At 35.6% G+C, this 19,544-nt stretch carries 16 protein-coding genes; 1 reads left to right on the forward strand and 15 read right to left on the reverse strand.

Features of this window, described 5'->3' with window-relative positions:
- Window positions 1-129: 129 nt before the first annotated feature.
- The 11 genes from trpA to L1S34_RS11480 all read right to left on the reverse strand — a co-directional run bounded on the left by trpA (window position 130) and on the right by L1S34_RS11480 (window position 9,360).
- Window positions 130-891, reverse strand: coding sequence for a tryptophan synthase subunit alpha (gene trpA, locus L1S34_RS11430; protein ID WP_236364125.1), 762 nt, complete (start codon window positions 889-891; stop codon window positions 130-132).
- Window positions 892-974: 83 nt separating this feature from the next.
- A complete protein-coding gene (locus L1S34_RS11435) occupies window positions 975-1,292 on the reverse strand; it encodes a gamma-glutamylcyclotransferase family protein (protein WP_236364126.1) in 318 nt (105 codons plus the stop codon).
- Between the two features lie 131 nt (window positions 1,293-1,423).
- Window positions 1,424-2,605 carry a tryptophan synthase subunit beta gene (gene trpB, locus L1S34_RS11440; RefSeq protein WP_236364127.1) on the reverse strand — a complete coding sequence of 394 codons (1,182 nt, stop codon included), beginning with the start codon at window positions 2,603-2,605 and terminating at the stop codon, window positions 1,424-1,426.
- 18 nt (window positions 2,606-2,623) lie between these two features.
- A complete protein-coding gene (locus L1S34_RS11445) occupies window positions 2,624-3,289 on the reverse strand; it encodes a phosphoribosylanthranilate isomerase (protein WP_236364128.1) in 666 nt (221 codons plus the stop codon).
- Window positions 3,290-3,326: 37 nt separating this feature from the next.
- On the reverse strand, window positions 3,327-4,109 hold the full coding sequence (gene trpC / locus L1S34_RS11450; RefSeq protein ID WP_236364129.1) for an indole-3-glycerol phosphate synthase TrpC: 783 nt from the start codon (window positions 4,107-4,109) through the stop codon (window positions 3,327-3,329).
- A gap of 75 nt (window positions 4,110-4,184) precedes the next feature.
- Window positions 4,185-5,177 carry an anthranilate phosphoribosyltransferase gene (trpD, locus tag L1S34_RS11455; RefSeq protein ID WP_236364130.1) on the reverse strand — a complete coding sequence of 331 codons (993 nt, stop codon included), beginning with the start codon at window positions 5,175-5,177 and terminating at the stop codon, window positions 4,185-4,187.
- 42 nt (window positions 5,178-5,219) lie between these two features.
- Window positions 5,220-5,786, reverse strand: coding sequence for an anthranilate synthase component II (locus tag L1S34_RS11460; protein ID WP_236364131.1), 567 nt, complete (start codon window positions 5,784-5,786; stop codon window positions 5,220-5,222).
- A 125-nt stretch (window positions 5,787-5,911) separates the two neighbouring features.
- Window positions 5,912-7,312 carry an anthranilate synthase component I family protein gene (locus L1S34_RS11465; protein WP_236364132.1) on the reverse strand — a complete coding sequence of 467 codons (1,401 nt, stop codon included), beginning with the start codon at window positions 7,310-7,312 and terminating at the stop codon, window positions 5,912-5,914.
- A gap of 345 nt (window positions 7,313-7,657) precedes the next feature.
- On the reverse strand, window positions 7,658-8,227 hold the full coding sequence (locus tag L1S34_RS11470; RefSeq protein WP_236364133.1) for a YceI family protein: 570 nt from the start codon (window positions 8,225-8,227) through the stop codon (window positions 7,658-7,660).
- Window positions 8,228-8,256: 29 nt separating this feature from the next.
- Window positions 8,257-8,889: an NAD(P)H-dependent oxidoreductase gene (locus L1S34_RS11475; RefSeq protein WP_236364134.1), complete on the reverse strand. Its 633-nt coding sequence runs from the start codon at window positions 8,887-8,889 to the stop codon at window positions 8,257-8,259.
- A 15-nt stretch (window positions 8,890-8,904) separates the two neighbouring features.
- Window positions 8,905-9,360, reverse strand: coding sequence for a MarR family winged helix-turn-helix transcriptional regulator (locus tag L1S34_RS11480; protein WP_236364135.1), 456 nt, complete (start codon window positions 9,358-9,360; stop codon window positions 8,905-8,907).
- Window positions 9,361-9,635: 275 nt separating this feature from the next.
- Here L1S34_RS11480 and L1S34_RS11485 point away from each other — a divergent pair, with 275 nt between their 5' ends.
- Window positions 9,636-15,677 carry a PAS domain S-box protein gene (locus L1S34_RS11485; RefSeq protein ID WP_236364136.1) on the forward strand — a complete coding sequence of 2,014 codons (6,042 nt, stop codon included), beginning with the start codon at window positions 9,636-9,638 and terminating at the stop codon, window positions 15,675-15,677.
- Between the two features lie 119 nt (window positions 15,678-15,796).
- On the opposite strand, the gene L1S34_RS11490 is transcribed toward L1S34_RS11485, so the two are convergent.
- From L1S34_RS11490 to L1S34_RS11505, 4 genes are all read right to left on the reverse strand, one after another.
- Window positions 15,797-16,408, reverse strand: coding sequence for a methyltransferase domain-containing protein (locus L1S34_RS11490; RefSeq protein ID WP_236364137.1), 612 nt, complete (start codon window positions 16,406-16,408; stop codon window positions 15,797-15,799).
- A gap of 105 nt (window positions 16,409-16,513) precedes the next feature.
- Window positions 16,514-17,932 (reverse strand): MBL fold metallo-hydrolase, encoded by a 1,419-nt coding sequence (locus L1S34_RS11495; RefSeq protein WP_236364138.1) that lies wholly within the window; start codon window positions 17,930-17,932, stop codon window positions 16,514-16,516.
- A gap of 79 nt (window positions 17,933-18,011) precedes the next feature.
- Window positions 18,012-18,797: a sulfite exporter TauE/SafE family protein gene (locus tag L1S34_RS11500; RefSeq protein WP_236364139.1), complete on the reverse strand. Its 786-nt coding sequence runs from the start codon at window positions 18,795-18,797 to the stop codon at window positions 18,012-18,014.
- Window positions 18,798-18,830: 33 nt separating this feature from the next.
- Window positions 18,831-19,463, reverse strand: a complete 633-nt coding sequence (locus L1S34_RS11505; RefSeq protein ID WP_236364140.1) for a Crp/Fnr family transcriptional regulator — start codon at window positions 19,461-19,463, stop codon at window positions 18,831-18,833.
- Between the last annotated feature and the right edge of the window lie 81 nt (window positions 19,464-19,544).

Here is a 19,544-nt window from a genome sequence, read left to right on the forward strand (position 1 = left end):
GGAAAAGAAATTACTACTGAATGTATGTGGTTGAAATCATTCTTGCGCCTTCGTTTTTTTATTAATCTTATAAAAAAAAGCCTCTTGGTAGAGGCTGATCTGTATTTGTGAAATTGTTTGTGGAAATGCTTAGCGAATCGTTTTTACAAATTCTGCAATGGTTCCTGTTCCTTGTTCCGTGAGATGTTTGATGAATGCACTTCCAATAATAGCTCCTTTTGCGTACTGTGTGGCTTGTTGAAAAGTAGCTGCATTATTGATACCAAAACCTACTACTTGCGGGTTTTTCAAATTCATATTGGCAATGCGTTCAAAGTAGGATTCTTGCGAGGTTCCAAATCCGGTTTGTGAGCCGGTAACACTAGCCGAGCTTACCATATAAATGAATCCGTCAGAAACACTATCGATAAATTGAATGCGCGCTTCAGAAGTTTGAGGAGTGATTAGGAAAATGTTTTTTAAACCGTATTTTTCAAAAGTAGATTGATAGGAATCAGCATAAACGTCAACGGGTAAGTCTGGAATAATGAGTCCGTCAATGCCAATAGCTGCGCACTGTTTGCAAAATTCTTCGATTCCATATTGCAACATTGGGTTAAAATATCCCATAATTATTAACGGAATAGAAACGGTTTTACGGATGTCTTTTAGTTGATCAAATAAGACCTGCGTGGTCATACCGTTGTGTAAGGCCTGCGTAGAACTTTCTTGAATGGTTGGTCCGTCAGCCAAAGGATCACTAAATGGCAAACCAATTTCGATCATATCGACACCATTTTTTTCTAAATCTTCAATGATTTGAACGGTATCATTTAAACTTGGGTAGCCAGCTGAAAAGTAGATGGAAAGTATTTTTTTTGATTCTTGTAATTTCTGGTTTATTCTGTTCATTGTAAACTTTTTTGTGTCTTTCAGCAAGGTATTATCGAGCTAAAGGATTTATTTTTTGTGTTTGATGCGATTACTGTTATCTATTAACTTTCAATAAAAATCCAAGCAGTGATGCCTGATTTTAATGTGATTTGAATTCTTTTGTAAGCGTTTGATTCAAATTGATCTGCTTTGATAAGATCATCGCTGGTAACTGCAAAAGCAATTCCGGTGATTGCATCAGCGGGATTATCGCTTGGCATGGCTACAAAATAATCTTCCATTCCAAATTCTTCTTCAATTTGCAAACCTTTTAGTTTGTATCCTGTAAGCTGGTCTTCGGTTCCGATTAAAAGTTTATTAAAAACTTGCATCTGAATTTCTTTGGACTGCAGGGTACCGTAGGAGAATAAATATTCCATAAGTAGTTTGATTTCTGGTTATTGGTGTGCGTTAGGGATGGAAGCGGCATCCTTTTTCATGGCTTTTTTTGCCATGAAAAAGATACAGCGTACAGCCCGACCCGGCGGGAAACGCCCCAAATATACTGATGTTATAAGTTGAAATAATCAATGTATGTATTTAAATCTTTGTCGCCACGCCCAGAAAGGTTGATGACTACAATATCCTCTGGCTTGAATTTCATTTCGTCTAAAACTGCAAAGGCGTGAGCGCTCTCGATGGCAGGAATTAATCCTTCGGTTTTTGATAATTTGATACCCCAATCCATTGCTTGCGCATCGGTAATTGAAATGAATTGTGCACGTCCGGAAGCAAATAAGTGCGCATGCATTGGACCTACACCAGGATAATCAAGACCAGCCGAAATACTGTAAGGCTCTGTAATTTGACCATCGGTGGTTTGCATTAACAAAGTTTTGCTACCGTGAATTACACCCACTTTACCTAGTGCTGAGGTTGCAGCACTCTCGCCAGAATCAACGCCTAATCCTGCTGCTTCAACGGCAATAATGTTCACGTCCTTTTCGTCAAGAAAGTGGTAATACGTTCCGGCTGCATTGCTACCGCCACCTACACAAGCTACCACATAATCAGGGTTTTCACGGCCTTCTTTTTCAAGCAATTGTGCTTTGATTTCTTTTGAAATAACCGATTGGAAGCGCGCGACCATATCAGGGTAAGGATGCGGCCCCACCACTGAACCAATGATGTAATAAGTGTCAAGCGGATTGTTAATCCAATCTCTGATTGCTTCGTTAGTAGCATCTTTTAAAGTTTTTGATCCTGAAGTTGCGGGGCGAACGGTAGCGCCTAACATTTTCATACGAGCCACATTTGGAGCTTGACGCTTGATGTCGACTTCGCCCATGTACACAATACACTCTAAGCCCATTAATGCACATACAGTTGCTGTGGCTACACCGTGTTGTCCTGCACCAGTTTCAGCAATGATGCGGGTTTTTCCTAGGCGTTTAGCTAACAAAATTTGACCGATTGTATTGTTTACTTTATGTGCACCAGTATGGCATAAATCTTCACGCTTTAAGTAAATTTTGGTGTTGTATTGCTCTGATAATCTTTTGGCAAAGTACAGTGGAGTAGGGCGACCTACATACTCACGCAATAAACTGTCAAACTCCTCTTGAAAACAAGGTTCGGCTGTGATTTTTAAATAATTCTGACGTAGTTCCTCTACATTTGGATATAACATTTCAGGGATAAATGCACCACCAAATTCTCCGTAATAACCTTTCTCGTTTACATTGTAACTCATGATATTTTTTTTAAAAGTTTATTGTCTCAGTAGTTCCTGAAACTGCTTTAATGCATTACTATTTTTTAATCCTGCCTCAATTTCAAATTTACTATTCAAATCTAAGGCGTATACGGGTAAGTTGCTTTTTGTTATTTCTTTTACTTGTGCTACTTCATCAAGACCAATTCCGCCACTTAAGAAAAATGGTTTTTGTGAAGGATAATTTTCTAGCATTTTCCAGTCGAATACTGTTCCGTTGCCTCCCGGTAATTTTCCTTTGGTATCGAATAAGAAGAAATCGCAACTGTCTTCAAATTCTTTAATTATTTCGAAATCAAAATCACTCCCGACGGAGAAGACTTTAAAAATTTCGATGTTAAAACCCAAAACTTCTCTTAATTCTTGGCAAAATGCAACAGATTCGTGTCCGTGTAATTGTACGGCTTGTAAATCGTGTTGATTGACTTTTGCTTGTATTTCTATCACGCTTGCATTTACAAATACGCCAACTTTTTTTATTGATGCTGGTAAGGTTGGAATAGTTCCTGTGAAATACCGTGACGAATGTTCCCAAAAAATAAAACCCATGTAATCTGGCAAAAGCGCAGCTACTTCTAGAATATTTTCAGAGTACTTCATGCCGCAAATTTTCATGGCATAGCCAGTAGGTTTTGCAGTAATTGGTATTTCTTGTTTGTGCATTGTGCGCGATTTAAGAGTGTTTATTGTAATTTTTTATTTAACCTAATTGTTGAATGAATTCAGTAGCTGCTGCGCCTGCGTTATCGGTTTTCATGAAGTTTTCTCCAATTAAGAAACCTTTGTATCCGTAAGGTTTTAATTCTTGAATCGCCGCTACTGATGAAATACCACTTTCGGAAACCCTAACAAATTCATCCGGAATATGAGATGCTAATTCTTTACTGAAATCTAAACTGACTTCGAATGTTTTTAAATTGCGATTGTTTACGCCGATAAGATCTAAGGAAGGCATTATCGATTTGTGTAACTCTTCAAGGTTGTGTACTTCGAGCAAAACTTCTAGATTTAAACTCTTAGCAAATTCAGATAATGATTTGATTTCCTCTCGCGTTAAAACTGCAGCGATTAGTAAAATTAAGTCGGCGCCATGTGCTTTGGCTTCTAAAATTTGGTACTCGTCAACAATAAATTCTTTTCGCAAAAGCGGAACATTTACGCTTGCTCTTGCTAGAAGTAAATCGTCAAGCGATCCGCCAAAATATTTCCCATCGGTTAAAACCGAGATTCCGCAAGCACCCGCATTCTCATAACCTTTTGTTACTTCTTCTACAGTGAAGTCGTAATTTATTGCTGCTTTTGATGGTGATCTGCGCTTGTGTTCGGCAATAATTCCGGAACTGCTGTTTAATAAATTAGTTCGCAATGAAATGGTTTCTTTATTGAAAAACACTGACGATTCTAACTGCGAAACAGGAATGATATTTTTTTTGAGAATGACTTCTCGTTTTTTGTCGATTATGATTTTATCTAAGATATTCATTCTTATTTGTTTAACGTTTTCTTTGTTTAACGTTTAAAGTTTTTCAAATCAATTACTTTAAACCCTAAATTTTTGTTATTTACTCAATTCTTGCAATTTGGTCAAAGATAAAAGTCCTTTTCCGGATATTAAACTTTCTTTTGCTATTTGAAATCCTTCTAAAGGACTGCATTTAGTAACCGTTGCAATAGCCATTGCTGCATTGGCACAAACTACATTATTTTGAGCCTCAGTACCTTTGCCTGAAATGATGTTAGTAAACATTTGAGCTGATTCGTCAATTGTTTTTCCGCCTTCAATATCTGTTTGAAGTAATAGGCTAGCCCCAAAATCTTCAGGGTGCAACATGCCTTCCATTGTATTGCTGATGGTTTTGGTAGCACCTGTTAGCGATACTTCGTCATAGCCATCAAGTGAGTGCAAAATTGTGAAATTTACCTCGGTATTTTGATAGAGATAGGCATACATTCGAGCTAATTCTAAATTAAAAACACCTACCAATTGATTTTTAGGAAAAGACGGATTCACCATCGGTCCCAACATATTAAAAAAGGTTTTTACTGCTAATTCTTTTCTAATTGGTCCTACATTTTTCATGGCAGGGTGAAAAAGTGGCGCATGCAATACGCAAATACCTGCTTGATCGATAGAACGCTCTAAAAACTCAGGGTCGTTACTGAACTTAATTCCCATTTTTTCCATGACATTGCTCGATCCTGAAACAGATGATAAGCCATAGTTACCGTGTTTTGCTACTTTTATACCAGCACCCGCAGCCACAAATGACGCCAATGTTGAAATATTAAAAGTATCTTTTCCATCGCCTCCTGTTCCGCATAAATCGATAGCATTATAGGTAGACAAGTCAACTCGAATGCACAATTCTAGCAAGGCTTCGCGAAATCCTGCAAGCTCATCAATGGTAATGCTTCGCATCATGTAAACGGTCAAGAAAGAAGCGATTTGGCTGCTGTTGTAACTTCCGTTCGAAATATTAATCAATACTTCCTTGGCCTCTTGCTTAGAAAGTATTTCATGATTAATTAGGCGATTTAATATATTTTTCATTTTTGTATCTGTCTTAAAGTTGAGAGTCTTTCGAGCTTAGGACTAATTTTTCACCCAATTCTCTAATATCTTTTTGCCATTAGGTGTCAAAACGCTTTCGGGATGAAATTGGACGCCGCGAACATCAAAAGTTTTATGTCGCAAAGACATAATTTGTCCGTTTTCATCAACAGAAGTGGCCTCAAGTACTTCGGGTAAATTGCTTTCGACAACCCACGAATGGTAACGTCCTACTTCAAATGAATTACCCAAACCTTCAAACAAACCTTCATCAGTAACCGTGGTTTGCACAATTGAGCTTACACCGTGATAGACTTTATCTAAGTTGGTTAATGTTCCGCCGTATACTTCGCCAATAGCTTGTTGCCCTAAGCATACTCCAAATATACTTTTTGTTGGTCCATATTTTTGAATAACCGCTTTGAGTAAACCAGCTTCGTCAGGAATACCAGGACCTGGCGAGAGTAAAATTTTATCAAACGAAGCAATTTCGTCCAACTCAAATTCATCGTTTCGGTACACCGTAACTTCGCAATTTAAATCTTCTAGGTAGTGCACTAAATTGTAAGTGAAGCTATCGTAATTGTCTATGACTAGTATTTTTTTCATTTTTATTATTGAAAAATTGAAAGATTTAAAGATTGCTTCGCCAGTTCGTTTTTCAGGCTCGTGTAAAAAATTCTGTTTTTTGACAATCTTTAAATTCTTGAATTATTAAATCTTTAAATTAGTTTTTAAATGGTCTCCGCCAAATCCAAAGCCGTATTTAATGCTCTTAATTTATTGTACACTTCTTGCATTTCGTTTTCTTCATCTGATCCTGCTACAATTCCTGCGCCTGCTTGGCAATGCAATTGATGATTTTTACTTAAAAAAGTACGAATCATAATCGCGTGATTAAAGTTGCCTTCAAAATCCATAACACCAATGGCGCCTCCGTAAAAATTTCTATTTGTTTTTTCGTACTCTTCAATCAGTTGCATGGCTCTATGTTTTGGAGCACCACTCAAGGTTCCTGCTGGAAATGTATCGGCTACTACTTGCATGGTTGTAGCATTTTCATGCAAATGTCCTGTTACTTTTGACACCAAATGAATTACATGCGAGAAAAATTGAACCTCACGATAGCGCTCCACGTTTACTGCGTGGCCATGTCGACTGAGATCGTTTCGAGCCAAATCAACAAGCATAACGTGTTCGCTATTTTCTTTTTTATCTTCTGATAATTGTTTGGCTAATTCAGCATCTTTTTCGTCATCGCCAGTTCGTTTAAAAGTTCCCGCTATTGGATGAATTTCAGCCTTACGATCTTTTACGATGATTTGCGCTTCGGGCGACGACCCAAATATTTTAAAATCGCCATAATCAAAGAAAAACAAATAAGGTGAAGGATTGATGCTGCGTAAGGCGCGATATACATTGAATTCGTCTCCTTTAAACCCTTGCGTAAATCGGCGTGAAAGTACCAATTGAAAAACGTCTCCGCGGAAGCAATGTTTTTTAGCCAAAGCTACATTATGCTTGAACTCGGCATCCGTTAAGTTTGAAAATCCAGCTCCTTCCTTGGTGAATTTATACGAAGCAATATTGCGAGACTGAAGCAATTGCTCAATTTCTGAAATATTATTGTGACCGTTTATGCTGTGGCAAAAAATATAAGCTTCATTTTTAAAGTGGTTGATGGCAATTATATTTTGGTAAACCGCATAATAAATATCGGGAATGGTATTGCTATTCTCTTTTTTGGCAATAGTTACTTTTTCAAAATAACGCACTGCATCATACGAAATATACCCAAACAAGCCATTGTTGATGAATTTAAAATTATTTTTTTCAGATTTGAATTGTCCTGAAAATTCTTGAATAATTGACGGTACATCTGTGCTAGCTTCGATTGTCGCTTTTTCAAAAGTTCCATCAGGGAACTGCTTGTAAACCGTTTCATTTTCTATTTTTATTGAAGCGATGGGATTGCAACAAATATAGGAAAAGCTATTGTCGTTACCATGGTAATCGCTACTCTCAAGCAGTAAACTGTTAGGGAATTTATCTCTAATTTTTAAATACACACTTACAGGCGTAATGGTGTCTGCAAGAATTTGTTTGTAGTGGGTATGTAAAGCAAATGATTTCAAGATCTTGTATTTTTAGTTGATTGGGTTTGATTTTTTGATACATAAAAAAAAGGCTTGTCGTCATGACAAGCCTTTTTGTATAAGCAGTTTTAAACATACTATAGGAGCTCTCTTCACGACGACTGACGTAAATTGTTCCACCACCAAGTATTGTTTAAAATTGTGTTCATTTTTTATTTTCTATAGTGCAAATATAGAAATGATTATTGGACTTGCAAATAAAACGGTTGTTAAAAATGAAGCACTTATCACGCTATTTTGTTAAATCCTGACTGAAGATTAGTTGGTATAAAAAAGAACCCCAACAATTGCTTGTTGGGGTTATAGTGTGAGGGCTATAAATTCTTAGAATTTTAAAGCTACAGCTAATGTGAAATCATCGTTGATGGCTTTGTCACCAATTGCGCTGAAGATACTAGCTGAGTTGTACTCAATTTTGTATTTAGTTCTATCAACTACTACGTTAGCATTTGCAGTGTTTGCAGTTGTAGTCAAGTCAAAAGTTACTGGTTTAGTAATTCCTTTGATAGTCAAATCAGCTGTTACTGCGTAAACGTTTGCAGATTTTGCAGTTACTTTTTTGAACACTAAAGTTGAAGTTGCGAATTTGTCAGTTCCAAAAAAGTCATCAGCTTTTAAGTGTCCTTCTAATTTTTCTTTTCCTTGACCTGCTTTTAAGTCAGTTACAGTCATTGAGTTCATGTCAACAATAAAGTTTCCACCAACTAATTTTTTACTTTTAAAAACAAGGTTACCACTCTTAAGGTTTATGTTACCTTCATGAGCACCTGTTACTTTTTTTCCAACCCATTTAATAGAGCTTTGAGTAGCATCTACTTTTTTAGTTTGAGCGTTTCCTGTTACTGTAGCTAAAGCTACTACTACTGCTAATGCAATTGATTTTAGATTTTTCATTTGTTTTTTTGTTTAATGTGGATTAATAATTATAGTGTAATAAATAATTCTTCAGTTGATTTACGTACTTTCTTAGCAAATTGAGTTGCATCTTCTTCATGTCTGTAACCTACGGTCGCGATCAAAGAAGCGTTCAAGCCTAATTCGTTCAGTCCTAATATTGCATTTACATCAGCAGGAACAAATCCTTCCATTGGCGTAACGTCAATTTTTAGTTCAGCTGCAGCATTCAATAAGTTACCCATTGCTAAGTAAGTCTGTTTTGCTGCCCAAGTGTTACGTACTTCTTCAGGAAGTGTAGTCAGGTTGTTTTTCATCAAGTCAGCATAAGGCTTTAAATTTTCAACAGGAATACTTCTTGTTTCACTCATGTTGGTAATCACAGCATCAATTCCTTCAGCTCCAAAATTTACCTCGTTAGCAAAAACCAATAGGTGAGAAGCATCAACGATTTGTGTTTGTCCCCAAGCAGATGGCTGAATTTTAGCTCTTAATTCAGGATTTTCAACAATGATAATTTTGTATGGCTGTAAACCATACGATGAAGCGCTGAGTCTAATAGCCTCTTTTAAAGTATTTAAATCTTCAGCGCTTACTTTTTTGGAAGCATCAAATTTCTTTGTTGCATATCTCCAATTTTGATTTTCTAAGAATCTATTCATTTTTGTTTTTGGTATTTATGGATTTCTATATTTTTCTAATAATTGATTTAGTGTTTCAATTTCTTGATCTGTTAACTTTTTTGAAAAAGACTGTTCGTGAGTCAAAACTTTTTCGTCTAATGCTGCAAGGATATCGAGTCCTTTTTGCGTAATCAAAACTTCAATCTTTCGGCGGTTGTCCGAGCAAACCTTACGAGTTACAAAACTTTTCAAAAGTAATTTATCTACTAACCGAGTGGTGTTACTTGTTTTTGCTAACATACGCTCTTGAATGACGCACATATTTGCTGGATTGCCTTTTTGTCCTCTTAAAATGCGCAGTACATTGTACTGCTCACTTGATATTTCAAAAGGTTTCAAAATTTCATTAAAATTTTCTGCTAGTACATTTTGCGTGTACATGATATTGAGGATAATTTTCTTAGAATTATCCATCGCAACAGTAGATTTTAATATTTCTTCAATTTTCATATTTGTATATATGTCATTTGTGGGTACAAATGTAGTATTTATTTAATGTTGTATATACAAATGTTGATTAAATTTTTGTTAATTTTTTAAGAGCCAAGGAAAAGTAGCAATTCAAAGTTATGTAAATGCATTTTTTAAACTTGAATTTTAAAACATTTTTAAATGTCTAATGATTTGATTTGTTGATTTTTTGAAGGTTTTAATTTGAAAAAAGTAAACTTGATTTAAGTTTTAAAAATTTATACATTTAGCTTTTTCTTTAATATTTTCACAATATGCAATCAAAAGAACCATCCTATGACGATCTAATCAGGCAACTCAAAGCCCAAGAGCAACAAATTAGTAGGTTGGAGCAAGAAAATGCTGAACTCAAAAATTTTGAAAATGGTTTCTATCAGTCCCACGAAGTGGAGTGCATGGTCACATTCGATGGTTTATTTAAGCAAATTGAAAGCACTTTCACAGCTAAATTTGGTTTCTCAGACCAAGATTTACTCAGTCGTTCCTTTTTAGATTTTATACATCCGGATGATCATGAAAAAACTGTGGAAGCATTAGACTTGTTAGCTAGTGGTGTTTCTAGAACTATTTTAAACAATAGATTGCTAGGGAATGATGGAAGAATTTTTGATTTTGAATGGCTATTGATACTGTCATCAAAAAATAAGTGCATCCAATGTGTTGGTAGGGAAGTTGCTGTTTTAGAAACTACACAAAAATTATTATTCGATGGCGAAACAGTTTCCAATGATATTGAAAAAATTGCAAAAATAGGCAGTTGGGAACTCGATCTCAGATCAAAAAAAATGCAATGGTCGCAGCAATTGCTTGCTATTTATGAAGTTGAAAAAATATCACAATTAGATTTTTATCAGGAGTTTTTATCAGTTTTAACTAAGGAATCTGCTGCCCTTTTTTTAAACAAAATAGCAACTTGCGCTAGTGAAAAAGAAGAATTAGTATTTGAACAATGTGCGATTTTATCAAATGGAAAGAGGAAGTATTTAAATGTGAAAGTTTTTCCAATTGTTGATGAAGATGGAGTTGTACGCCATTTAAAAGGAACGATTCAAGACATTACAAATAAGAAAAATTTCGAACAAGAAATAAAAGAACGTGACGTTTCGGCAGTTGAGTACGAATTGCAACTACAAGAGCGAGAAAGTAATTCAAACTTTAAAACTTATATCGACAATGCCCCCGATGGCGTTTTTGTAATAGGTGAAAAAGGTCATTATTTAGAGGTCAACCAAGCAGCATGCACATTATCAGGATATTCAAGAGAAGAACTTTTAAAAATGAAGTTTGGTGACTTATCGATTGAAGAAGAGATTCAAGAGTACATTAAGGAATTTAAAAAATTGGTAGAAAATGGTGTTGGTAAAAAAGAAATTTTTATCAAAACAAAATCTGGGGAAGTGAGATGCTGGGCTGCCGAAGCTGTAAAGTTATCCGAAAATAAATTTTTAGGTTTTGTAAAAGACATTACAGAACAAAAAAACATTCAAGAACAACTTGTTCGCAATGAAAGACGATTTAGGGCTTTTATTCAAAACAATCAAGATAGTATCACTTTATTAGACGAAAACTATCGAATTTTATTTAAAAGTGAGTCTTCAAAAAAAATCACAGGTTGGACAAACGATGATTTTTCAGAATTATGCGGCCTAGATTTTATACATCCAGACAATTTACAATATGTGAAAGAAAAAATGGCTTTGGCTATCAAAAATCCGGGTTTGTCATTTCCGGTACAGTTTCAAGTCAAGCACAGTGATGGGCACTTTATTTGGATGGAGGGATACGTTAATAACCTTTTGCACGATCCTGATGTGCGCGGGATTATTACCAATATGCGAGATGTTACTCAAGCAAAAGCGGCTCAAATGCAATTGGAGCTGGAACGGGATAAATTTTTAAAAATTGCTGAAGCCTCGCCAGGAATGATTTATTCGTTACGACAAAATTTAGACGGAAGCTTTACTTATACCTACGCCAGTAGTGCGATTGTAGATGTTTTTGGATTTAGATTTGAAGAAATAGAAAACAATCAGCAACAAATTTATGCTGCCGTACATCCTGATGATCTTGCTCCTTTGTTAGCTAGCGTTACCAATACTAAAAATAATTTGGTACCACTACAAACAGAATACCGATATTTTCATCCTACAAAGGGCTTAATGTGGCATAATATAAATTCGTTGCCAATTTTGGAGCCACAAGGAACAGTAATTTGTCATGGCATCATAACAGATGTTACTGCTCGAGTGATAGCGGAACAAAAGATCATCAAAGCCAATCGTTTATACTCTTTTATTAGTCACATGAACCAAATGATTGTTCGTACAATTAATCAAGAAAATTTATTCTATGAGGCTTGTACAATTGCAGTTGAACAAGGAAAGTTCAGAATGGCATGGATTGGATTGTATGATGAGCAACTGCAGTTATTGCAACCCGTTCGTATGGCGGGTGATCACCAAGATTATTTTAAAAATATTGTAATTCCTTCAACAAATGCAAATATACCTGAAGGTCAAGGCCCTGCTGCTAGAGCATTTCTTGAAAACCAATATATAGTTTGCAATGATGTTGAGATAGATGTAATGATGTTGCCTTGGAAAGAAGAAGCACTTAAACGCAATTATAAATCTGTGATAGCATTGCCTATTCAGAAATTTAAGGAAGTAATAGGTGTCATCATGTTTTATGCCGGTGAAAAGAACTTTTTTGATGAAGAAGAAATACAATTATTGCAAGAGGCAACCAACGATATTGCCTTTGCACTTGAAATTCTTGAAAATGAGTCACAAAGGAAAAAAGCATCTGAAGCAATAATTGAAAGCGAACAGCGCTACCACACTTTAACAGAAGTATCTCCTGTTGGAATTTTTAGAACTGACATTACAGGGTATACAACGTATGTAAATCCTTATTGGAGTCGGATTTCAGGTTTTTCTTTTGAGGATGCCATTGGTTACGGTTGGCTCGATGCAGTGCATCCGGATGATAAGGAATACTTGGCAAAAAGATGGCATTTGGACTCAAAAACACAGGAAAAATCTATAACAGAGTATCGTTTTTTGAAACCCGATGGTACTATTGTTTGGGTAATGGGACAAGCAATACCAGAACGTAATATTAAAAATGAGGTAGTTGGATATGTTGGTACTATAACAGACATAACAGAACGCAAAAAATCTGAAGTTGCAATTTTAAAAGAGCAGCAGCTGTCTGAAGTAGTTATTAATAATCTACCAGGAATCTTCTATTTGTACAATGAGGATGGAAAGTTTGTAAAATGGAATAAAAACTTTGAAAATCTCACTGGTTATTCGTCCGAAGAAATGGGGCAATTAAGAGCGCTTGATTTGTTTGACGACGATGAAAAATCAAAAATTAGAGATCGAATAGAACTAGCATTTGCAATAAACTTTGAAGAAGGTGATAAATTGCCAGGAATTGAGGTTGTTTTTTATACAAAAAATAAGGTGAAGGTTCCGTATTTTATCAACTCAAAACCAATTCAATACAACAGTGAACGATGTTTGTTAGGAATGGGACTTGACCTATCTGAAATTAAAAAAGCCGAAGAGGAACTCAAAACTGCAAACTCCCGTTTTGAAACTATTGCAAAGGCTACAAATGATGCTGTTTTTGAAGTAGATTTAATTACCGGTCAAAGTTGGAACAATCAAACATTTATTGATCTATTAGGTTTTGGCAGTTTAGAACCTAACGGGCTACAAAATACAGTTTTATGGCGTTCTAAATTACATCCAGACGATTTTGAACGGGTCACGAAAAAATTAGATGAAACTTATGCTGGAACGGAAAGCAGTTGGTCCGATGAATTTCGTTTTCTTAAAGCTGATGGAACTTATGGTATATTTTACGACCGTGGTATCGTCACCCGAGACCATAATGGTAAGGCTATTCGATTAAATGGGGCGCTAACTGAAATTACAGAGTTAAAAAATATTAAAGAAAAACTAAGTAATAGTGAAGAACAATACCGCAGTTTAATAGAGCAAGCATCAGACGCTATTTTTATAAATAATCTTTGTGGTGATTTGTTAGAGGTAAACGAAAGTGCTTGCAATATGTTGGGCTATTCTAAAGAAGAATTGTGCTCTAAAAACGTCAAAGATTTATATCAAATTGAAGAGCTCGAACGAATACCGATAATGTATAAAGAATTAGCAGATGGCCATCAAACGTTAATAGAACGCAGTATGCAACATAAAAACGGTTCTTTAGTCGCTGTCGAAATTACTGCTAAGATGATTGCTGACGGAAGGATTGTGGCAATTGTTAGAAATATTAGCGAACGGAAAAAAATTGACGACGAGTTTATGAAAATGCATAAAAAAATGGAGGCTATTCTTGGCGCCATTCCTGATATGCTTTTTGAGTTAGATGGCGATGGGAAAATATATAATTATCATTCCCGTACCAACGAATTGCTACTAGCAACACCTGAGTACTTTATTGGGAAATTATTTTCGGAGATATTACCAGCAGATGCTTCCAACTTAATATTATCTGCTTTAAAAGAAGCTAGTGAATTTGGATATTCAACGGGACGTCAATATTCACTTAACCTACCAACATCAGGCTTGCATTGGTTTGAACTGTCGGTTGCACCAATGTCTGACAGTGCAAGCGATGAGAAGCATTATATTTGTTTGAGTCGTGATATTACGCAGTCAAAGCAGTCCGATCTTATGCTCTTTAAAAGTGAAGAACGTTACCGCGGACTGATTAGCAATTTAGATGCCGGAATCATTGTTCACGCTCCTGATACTTCAATCATTGTGTGGAATCAAAAGGCAGCTGAGTTATTAGCTTACGATGTAGACTCCTTGAAGGGAATGAAGGCGAGTAGTCCGATTTGGAAGTTTTACGATGAAAACAATGATAAAATGACATTGGAATGGTATCCGGTAAATCAAATTATTGCCTCTAGAAAACCGCTTAAAAACTTTAAAGTCGGCTTAGAACTGTCTAATTCTAGCGCCATAACTTGGTTGCTGGTCAATGGTTTTCCTGATTTTGATATACACGGTAATTTGGTTGAGGTCATTATAAGTTTTATCGATATTACAGAGCAAAAAATACTCGAGATGGAATTGCTGAAGGCCAAAGAACAAGCCGAAGCAGCAAATAAAGCTAAAACAGATTTCTTAGCCAATATGAGCCACGAAATACGGACACCATTGAACGGAATTATAGGATTTACGCACCTATTAATGAAATCTAATTTAAAGAAAAATCAGGCAGAATACATGACAACCGTAAATGAGTCCGCAACCTCACTTATGGATATTGTAAATGACGTTTTGGATTTTTCTAAAATTGAATCTGGAAAATTAGAATTGACCATCGAAGAGGTTAATATTGTTAAGTTAACTACTCAGGTTATAAATTTGTTTAAAATTCAAGCGAGCAGGAAGAACATCCAGTTAATACTAAATATCGATAAATTAGTTCCGCAATATATTTTAGCCGATTCCGTTCGACTGAAACAAATTTTGGTAAATCTCTTGAGTAACGCTATTAAGTTTACCCACTTTGGCGAAATTCGTTTAGACATAAACAAAGTAGAATCTTCGGGGCAAAAGTGGTCTACAATAAAATTTTCCGTGAAGGATACCGGTGTCGGAATTAAAACTGATAACAACAAGAAAATCTTTAAATCTTTTGTACAAGAAGATAATTCGACCAATCGAAAATTTGGAGGTACAGGACTTGGTTTAGCAATTTCAAACCAGCTTCTGGCCTTGATGAATAGCAGGCTTCAGTTGATAAGTACTTTTGGTGAAGGAAGTGATTTCTTTTTCGAAATTAAATTTAAAAAAGCCAAACATAAAAAAAATGAAGCAATAGCAATTCAAAAATCTATTGACGAAAATACAACTATTCCTCAATTTGAATTATCAGATAAAAAGATTCTTATTGTTGAGGATAATAAAATAAATATGATGTTAGCTAAAACGTTAGTGAAACGGATTATTGAAAATTGTCTCGTTTATGAAGCCAAAGACGGTAGCGAGGCGATTGAAATTTCTCGTAATTACAAACCCGATCTTATTTTGATGGACATTCAAATGCCAAACAAAAATGGATATGAGGCTACAGCCGAAATTCGACAAATAGAGGGCTACAAAGATGTTCCAATAATAGCCATTACTGCAGGAATCATGGTTGGTGACAAGGAAAAATGTTTTGAAGCTGGCATGAATGATTATTTACCAAAGCCAATTATACAAGCTGATTTAGAGAAAATGTTGCACTTGTGGTTAACCAAGGAATAATTAAAAAACGGATAAAAACTGTTTAATAGCAGTTCTTATCCGTTTTTTTATCTGTAAAGAGTAGAAATTATAAATAATGCTTGACAGTTAACATTAAACTGATTTTAAAAGTTCAAACCTTAATTTTTTCTAAGAAAATGAATAAAAACTTCCGCATTAGCTCTTGGCTGAATTGAATTCTTGGCTTTTTCAAGGCTAATGATATTGAAATCTGATTCAAATAAACACTGGTATTCCATTTTGCTTCCGCCAAAGGGAGGTCCTGATTCAAATTCTCGGTTAAATAAAAGTCCAAACAAAACACCGTTTGGAGTAAGTAGTTCTTTCATTTTTGAAACATACAAGGGTCTGTTTTGCGGAGACAAAGCACAAAAAAAAGTTTGCTCCAGAATATAATCATAACTGCCTTGATGTTCGAAAAAATCTCCTAAAATTACTTGAATTTCTGGGTCATTTTTGAATTTTTCCTGTAAGCTATCGACTAATGTAGGTGCAATATCTATTAATGTAATGGCTGTAAATCCTTGTTGAAGCAAACAAATGGCTTCATAACAATTGCCACAACCTGGAATCAGAATTTTAGCATTTTTATCAGTAATAGAGTCTATAAAATCCTGAATTGGTGGTGCAACTTGACCAATATCCCATTGGGTATTGTTAGTTTGGTAGCGATTATCCCAATAATTTTTATTTAGTGTTTCATTCAAGTTGATCTCTTTCGTTTCACTCATTAAAACAATCTTTATTTAATTTGGTAGTACGATTTCCAAATTATTTAAAATAGGTAAATCACACTAACCGATGTTGAGGTTTATGATAATTTTACTACTGCTGAACTAGTTTTGAAGTATTTTACTCTGACAAACAAAATCAGTTTTTGTAACCTCTGTTTTTGCAATAGCGTTAAATCCGCCTTCAATTTCAGTAAAATTTCTAAATCCTCTTGCTTCTAAAATTGATGCTGCTATCATACTGCGGTATCCGCCTGCACAATGAATAAAAAAGTGTTGTTTCGGGTCAATGTCTTCGATCCAATCATTAATTGCTGCAAGTGGTTTGCTGTAAGCATCTGTTACATGCTCCGCTGCATATTCTGTTGCTTTTCGAATATCAATTACTTTGCTTTCGCCTATAATTACTTGCTTTGCAAATGTTTCGGCCGTAATTCTATTGATGGTATCGGTTTCTTTTCCTGCAGTCACCCAAGACTCAAAACCTCCTGCCAAGTGGCCTACCAAATTGTCAAAACCTACGCGACTCAATCTGGTAACAGTTTCCTCTTCTTGACCCACCTCGCAAATAATTAAAATAGGTTGTTTAACATCGGCAATCATCGATCCTACCCACGGAGCAAAGTCGCCATCAATACCAATATTAATCGATTGCGGAATAAAACCTTTGGCAAAATCACCATTTTTTCGAGTATCCAGTAGTAAAGCTCCAGTTTCAGAGGCTGCAACTTCAAACTCTTCAGCCGTAAGTGCTCTCATGCCTAGGTTTAAAACATTTTCAAAGCTCTCGTAACCTTGCTTGTTCATTGCTACGTTCATACCAAAATAGGCCGGCGGTGGTAACAAACCATCTGTAACTTCTTGAATAAACTCGGCTTCCGTCATGTTCGCACGCAATGCATAATTGGTAGCTTTTTGGTTTCCAATGGTCGATACTGTTTCTTTACTCATATTTTTGCCACAAGCGCTACCTGCACCATGCGCCGGATACACAATCACATCATCAGGCAAAGTCATGATTTTTGAACGTAAAGATTGATATAATGTGGCAGCCAATTGTTCTTGTGTTAAATGCGCCGCTTTTTGGGCCAAATCAGGTCGGCCAACATCGCCAATAAACAATGTATCACCTGAAAAGAGCGCGTGCTCTCTACCGTTTTCATCTAAAAGCAAATAAGAAGTACTCTCCATCGTATGTCCTGGCGTGTGCAATACTTTGATAGTTACATTTCCAAGAGGGAATAATTGCCCGTCAGTTGCTGAAATAGCTTCAAAAGCAGTTACTGCCTGTGGACCGTAAACGATTGGTGCTCCTGTTTGCTTGCTTAAGTCCAAATGTCCCGAAACGAAATCAGCGTGAAAATGAGTTTCAAAAATATATTTTAATACTACTCCATCTCTTTGCAAACGATCTAAATACGGTTGCGTTTCACGCAGTGGATCAATGATTGCTGCAACTCCATTTGAAGTAATGTAATAGGCACCTTGTGCTAAACATCCGGTATATATTTGTTCAATTTTCATAATAGTATGTTTTATTTGAGTACAAATGTACTTTTGTTTTTTAGTAATAAAAGTGATAATTGTTACAGTTGTATATTTTTTAGAAAAAAAGTTCTCTGGTAATAATGTACGCGCCCATGATTAAAACAAACCAACCAAAAATAGGTTTGAGTTGTGCTCCATTTATCTTTTTTGAAATTTGAATTCCAATCAGCATCCCAACAAAAGCCATCGCGGCAATCACTAATAATAGTCGATAATCAATTGCAGTCCCGATATACAAATCGCCCGCAAACCCGATACTAGAGTTGATAAAAATAATCAGTAAGGAAGTTCCAACAGCTTGTTTCATTGGTAAATTAGCAAAAAATAATAAAGCAGGAATAATCAAAAATCCGCCTCCTGCTCCCAAGAAACCGGTCACAATTCCCACAACAAAGCCAATAAAGCCCAATTGTATGTAATTTGTTTTTAAACCTTCAGGAATGGGTTTGCTTTTTCGAATCATTGCTATTGCTGCCGCCATCATTAGAATCGAAAAAACAATCATGATTAAATCGTTTTTAGAAACTTGATAAGTTGCTATTGTAAAAAGGGTAGTGGCAATTTGCGGAAAAATCACTTCTCGAATAATTAAAATAGAAAATACGGATGGTATTGCAAAGTACAAAGCCGACTTGAGTTGTAAGTTCCCCAATTTATAATGGCTAATACAGCCTAATAAGGATGTAACCCCTACGATAAATAAGGAGTATGTAGTTGCTAGTTCGGGATCAATTTGAAACAAATAGACCAATATTGGTATTGTTAATATTGATCCGCCACCACCAATTAAACCCAACGAAAGTCCGATAATTATTGATGCTAAATAGCCAAAATATTCCATAATAAGTTACAAATAAGAAGGAAACAATGAATGTTATTTTTTAGAAAGCAATTCGATGTTATTACGATGCAATTTCAACAAACCTCTTTGTTCCATTTTTTTTAAAAGTCTTGAGATAACTTCTCTTGATGTGTTTAAATCGGATGCAATTTCTTGATGAGACAATTTTAGTTCATTGCAACCACAAGAGTCTGAATGACGCTGCATGTAGAATTCCAAACGTTCATCCATGGCTCTAAAGGCAATACTATCAATTACTTCTAAAACTTCTTCAAATCTGTTTCGATAGGTTTCGATTACAAATTCATACCAAGAGCGGTGTTGCATCATCCATTTGTCCATAACCGCCAGCGGTATAGTGATTAACTCGACTTCATCAACTACTTTGGCCATTATTTGGCTTTTTTCATTTTTGGTGGCACAAATCATCGATATAGCACAAGCTTGACCAGGATGTAAATAGTACATAAAAAATTCACCACCATCTTGGTCTTCACGATAAATTTTTACAGTGCCACTCACAACCAATACCGTATTTTTAATATACTGCCCAGTTCGCATTAAAATGGTTCCTGCTTCTTGTGTTTGGTAGGAAGCTTCTTGATCTATGGCAGCAAGTAGGTCAGGCGAGAATTGCGGAAAAATTGTTTTTAAAGGAACAATCATCTGATGTTTATTTTAATTTTTGATGCTGGTAAAAGTACTTTATAAAATAGAAAATAGCAGGTGATTTAGATATATTTTTTA

The organism is Flavobacterium sp. K77 (assembly GCF_021608205.1).
Classification (GTDB): Bacteria; Bacteroidota; Bacteroidia; order Flavobacteriales; family Flavobacteriaceae; genus Flavobacterium; species Flavobacterium turcicum.

Bases quoted from the DNA above. Each gene is read 5' to 3' on its own strand.
- L1S34_RS11470 (WP_236364133.1), bottom strand. From the start codon at position 8,227: ATGAAAAATCTAAAATCAATTGCATTAGCAGTAGTAGTAGCTTTAGCT.
- trpA (WP_236364125.1), bottom strand. From the start codon at position 891: ATGAACAGAATAAACCAGAAATTACAAGAATCAAAAAAAATACTTTCC.
- L1S34_RS11445 (WP_236364128.1), bottom strand. From the start codon at position 3,289: ATGCACAAACAAGAAATACCAATTACTGCAAAACCTACTGGCTATGCC.
- L1S34_RS11480 (WP_236364135.1), bottom strand. From the start codon at position 9,360: ATGAAAATTGAAGAAATATTAAAATCTACTGTTGCGATGGATAATTCT.
- L1S34_RS11460 (WP_236364131.1), bottom strand. From the start codon at position 5,786: ATGAAAAAAATACTAGTCATAGACAATTACGATAGCTTCACTTACAAT.
- trpC (WP_236364129.1), bottom strand. From the start codon at position 4,109: ATGAATATCTTAGATAAAATCATAATCGACAAAAAACGAGAAGTCATT.
- L1S34_RS11485 (WP_236364136.1), top strand. From the start codon at position 9,636: ATGCAATCAAAAGAACCATCCTATGACGATCTAATCAGGCAACTCAAA.
- L1S34_RS11490 (WP_236364137.1), bottom strand. From the start codon at position 16,408: ATGAGTGAAACGAAAGAGATCAACTTGAATGAAACACTAAATAAAAAT.
- L1S34_RS11500 (WP_236364139.1), bottom strand. From the start codon at position 18,797: ATGGAATATTTTGGCTATTTAGCATCAATAATTATCGGACTTTCGTTG.
- L1S34_RS11435 (WP_236364126.1), bottom strand. From the start codon at position 1,292: ATGGAATATTTATTCTCCTACGGTACCCTGCAGTCCAAAGAAATTCAG.
- L1S34_RS11475 (WP_236364134.1), bottom strand. From the start codon at position 8,889: ATGAATAGATTCTTAGAAAATCAAAATTGGAGATATGCAACAAAGAAA.
- L1S34_RS11495 (WP_236364138.1), bottom strand. From the start codon at position 17,932: ATGAAAATTGAACAAATATATACCGGATGTTTAGCACAAGGTGCCTAT.
- trpB (WP_236364127.1), bottom strand. From the start codon at position 2,605: ATGAGTTACAATGTAAACGAGAAAGGTTATTACGGAGAATTTGGTGGT.
- L1S34_RS11505 (WP_236364140.1), bottom strand. From the start codon at position 19,463: ATGATTGTTCCTTTAAAAACAATTTTTCCGCAATTCTCGCCTGACCTA.
- trpD (WP_236364130.1), bottom strand. From the start codon at position 5,177: ATGAAAAATATATTAAATCGCCTAATTAATCATGAAATACTTTCTAAG.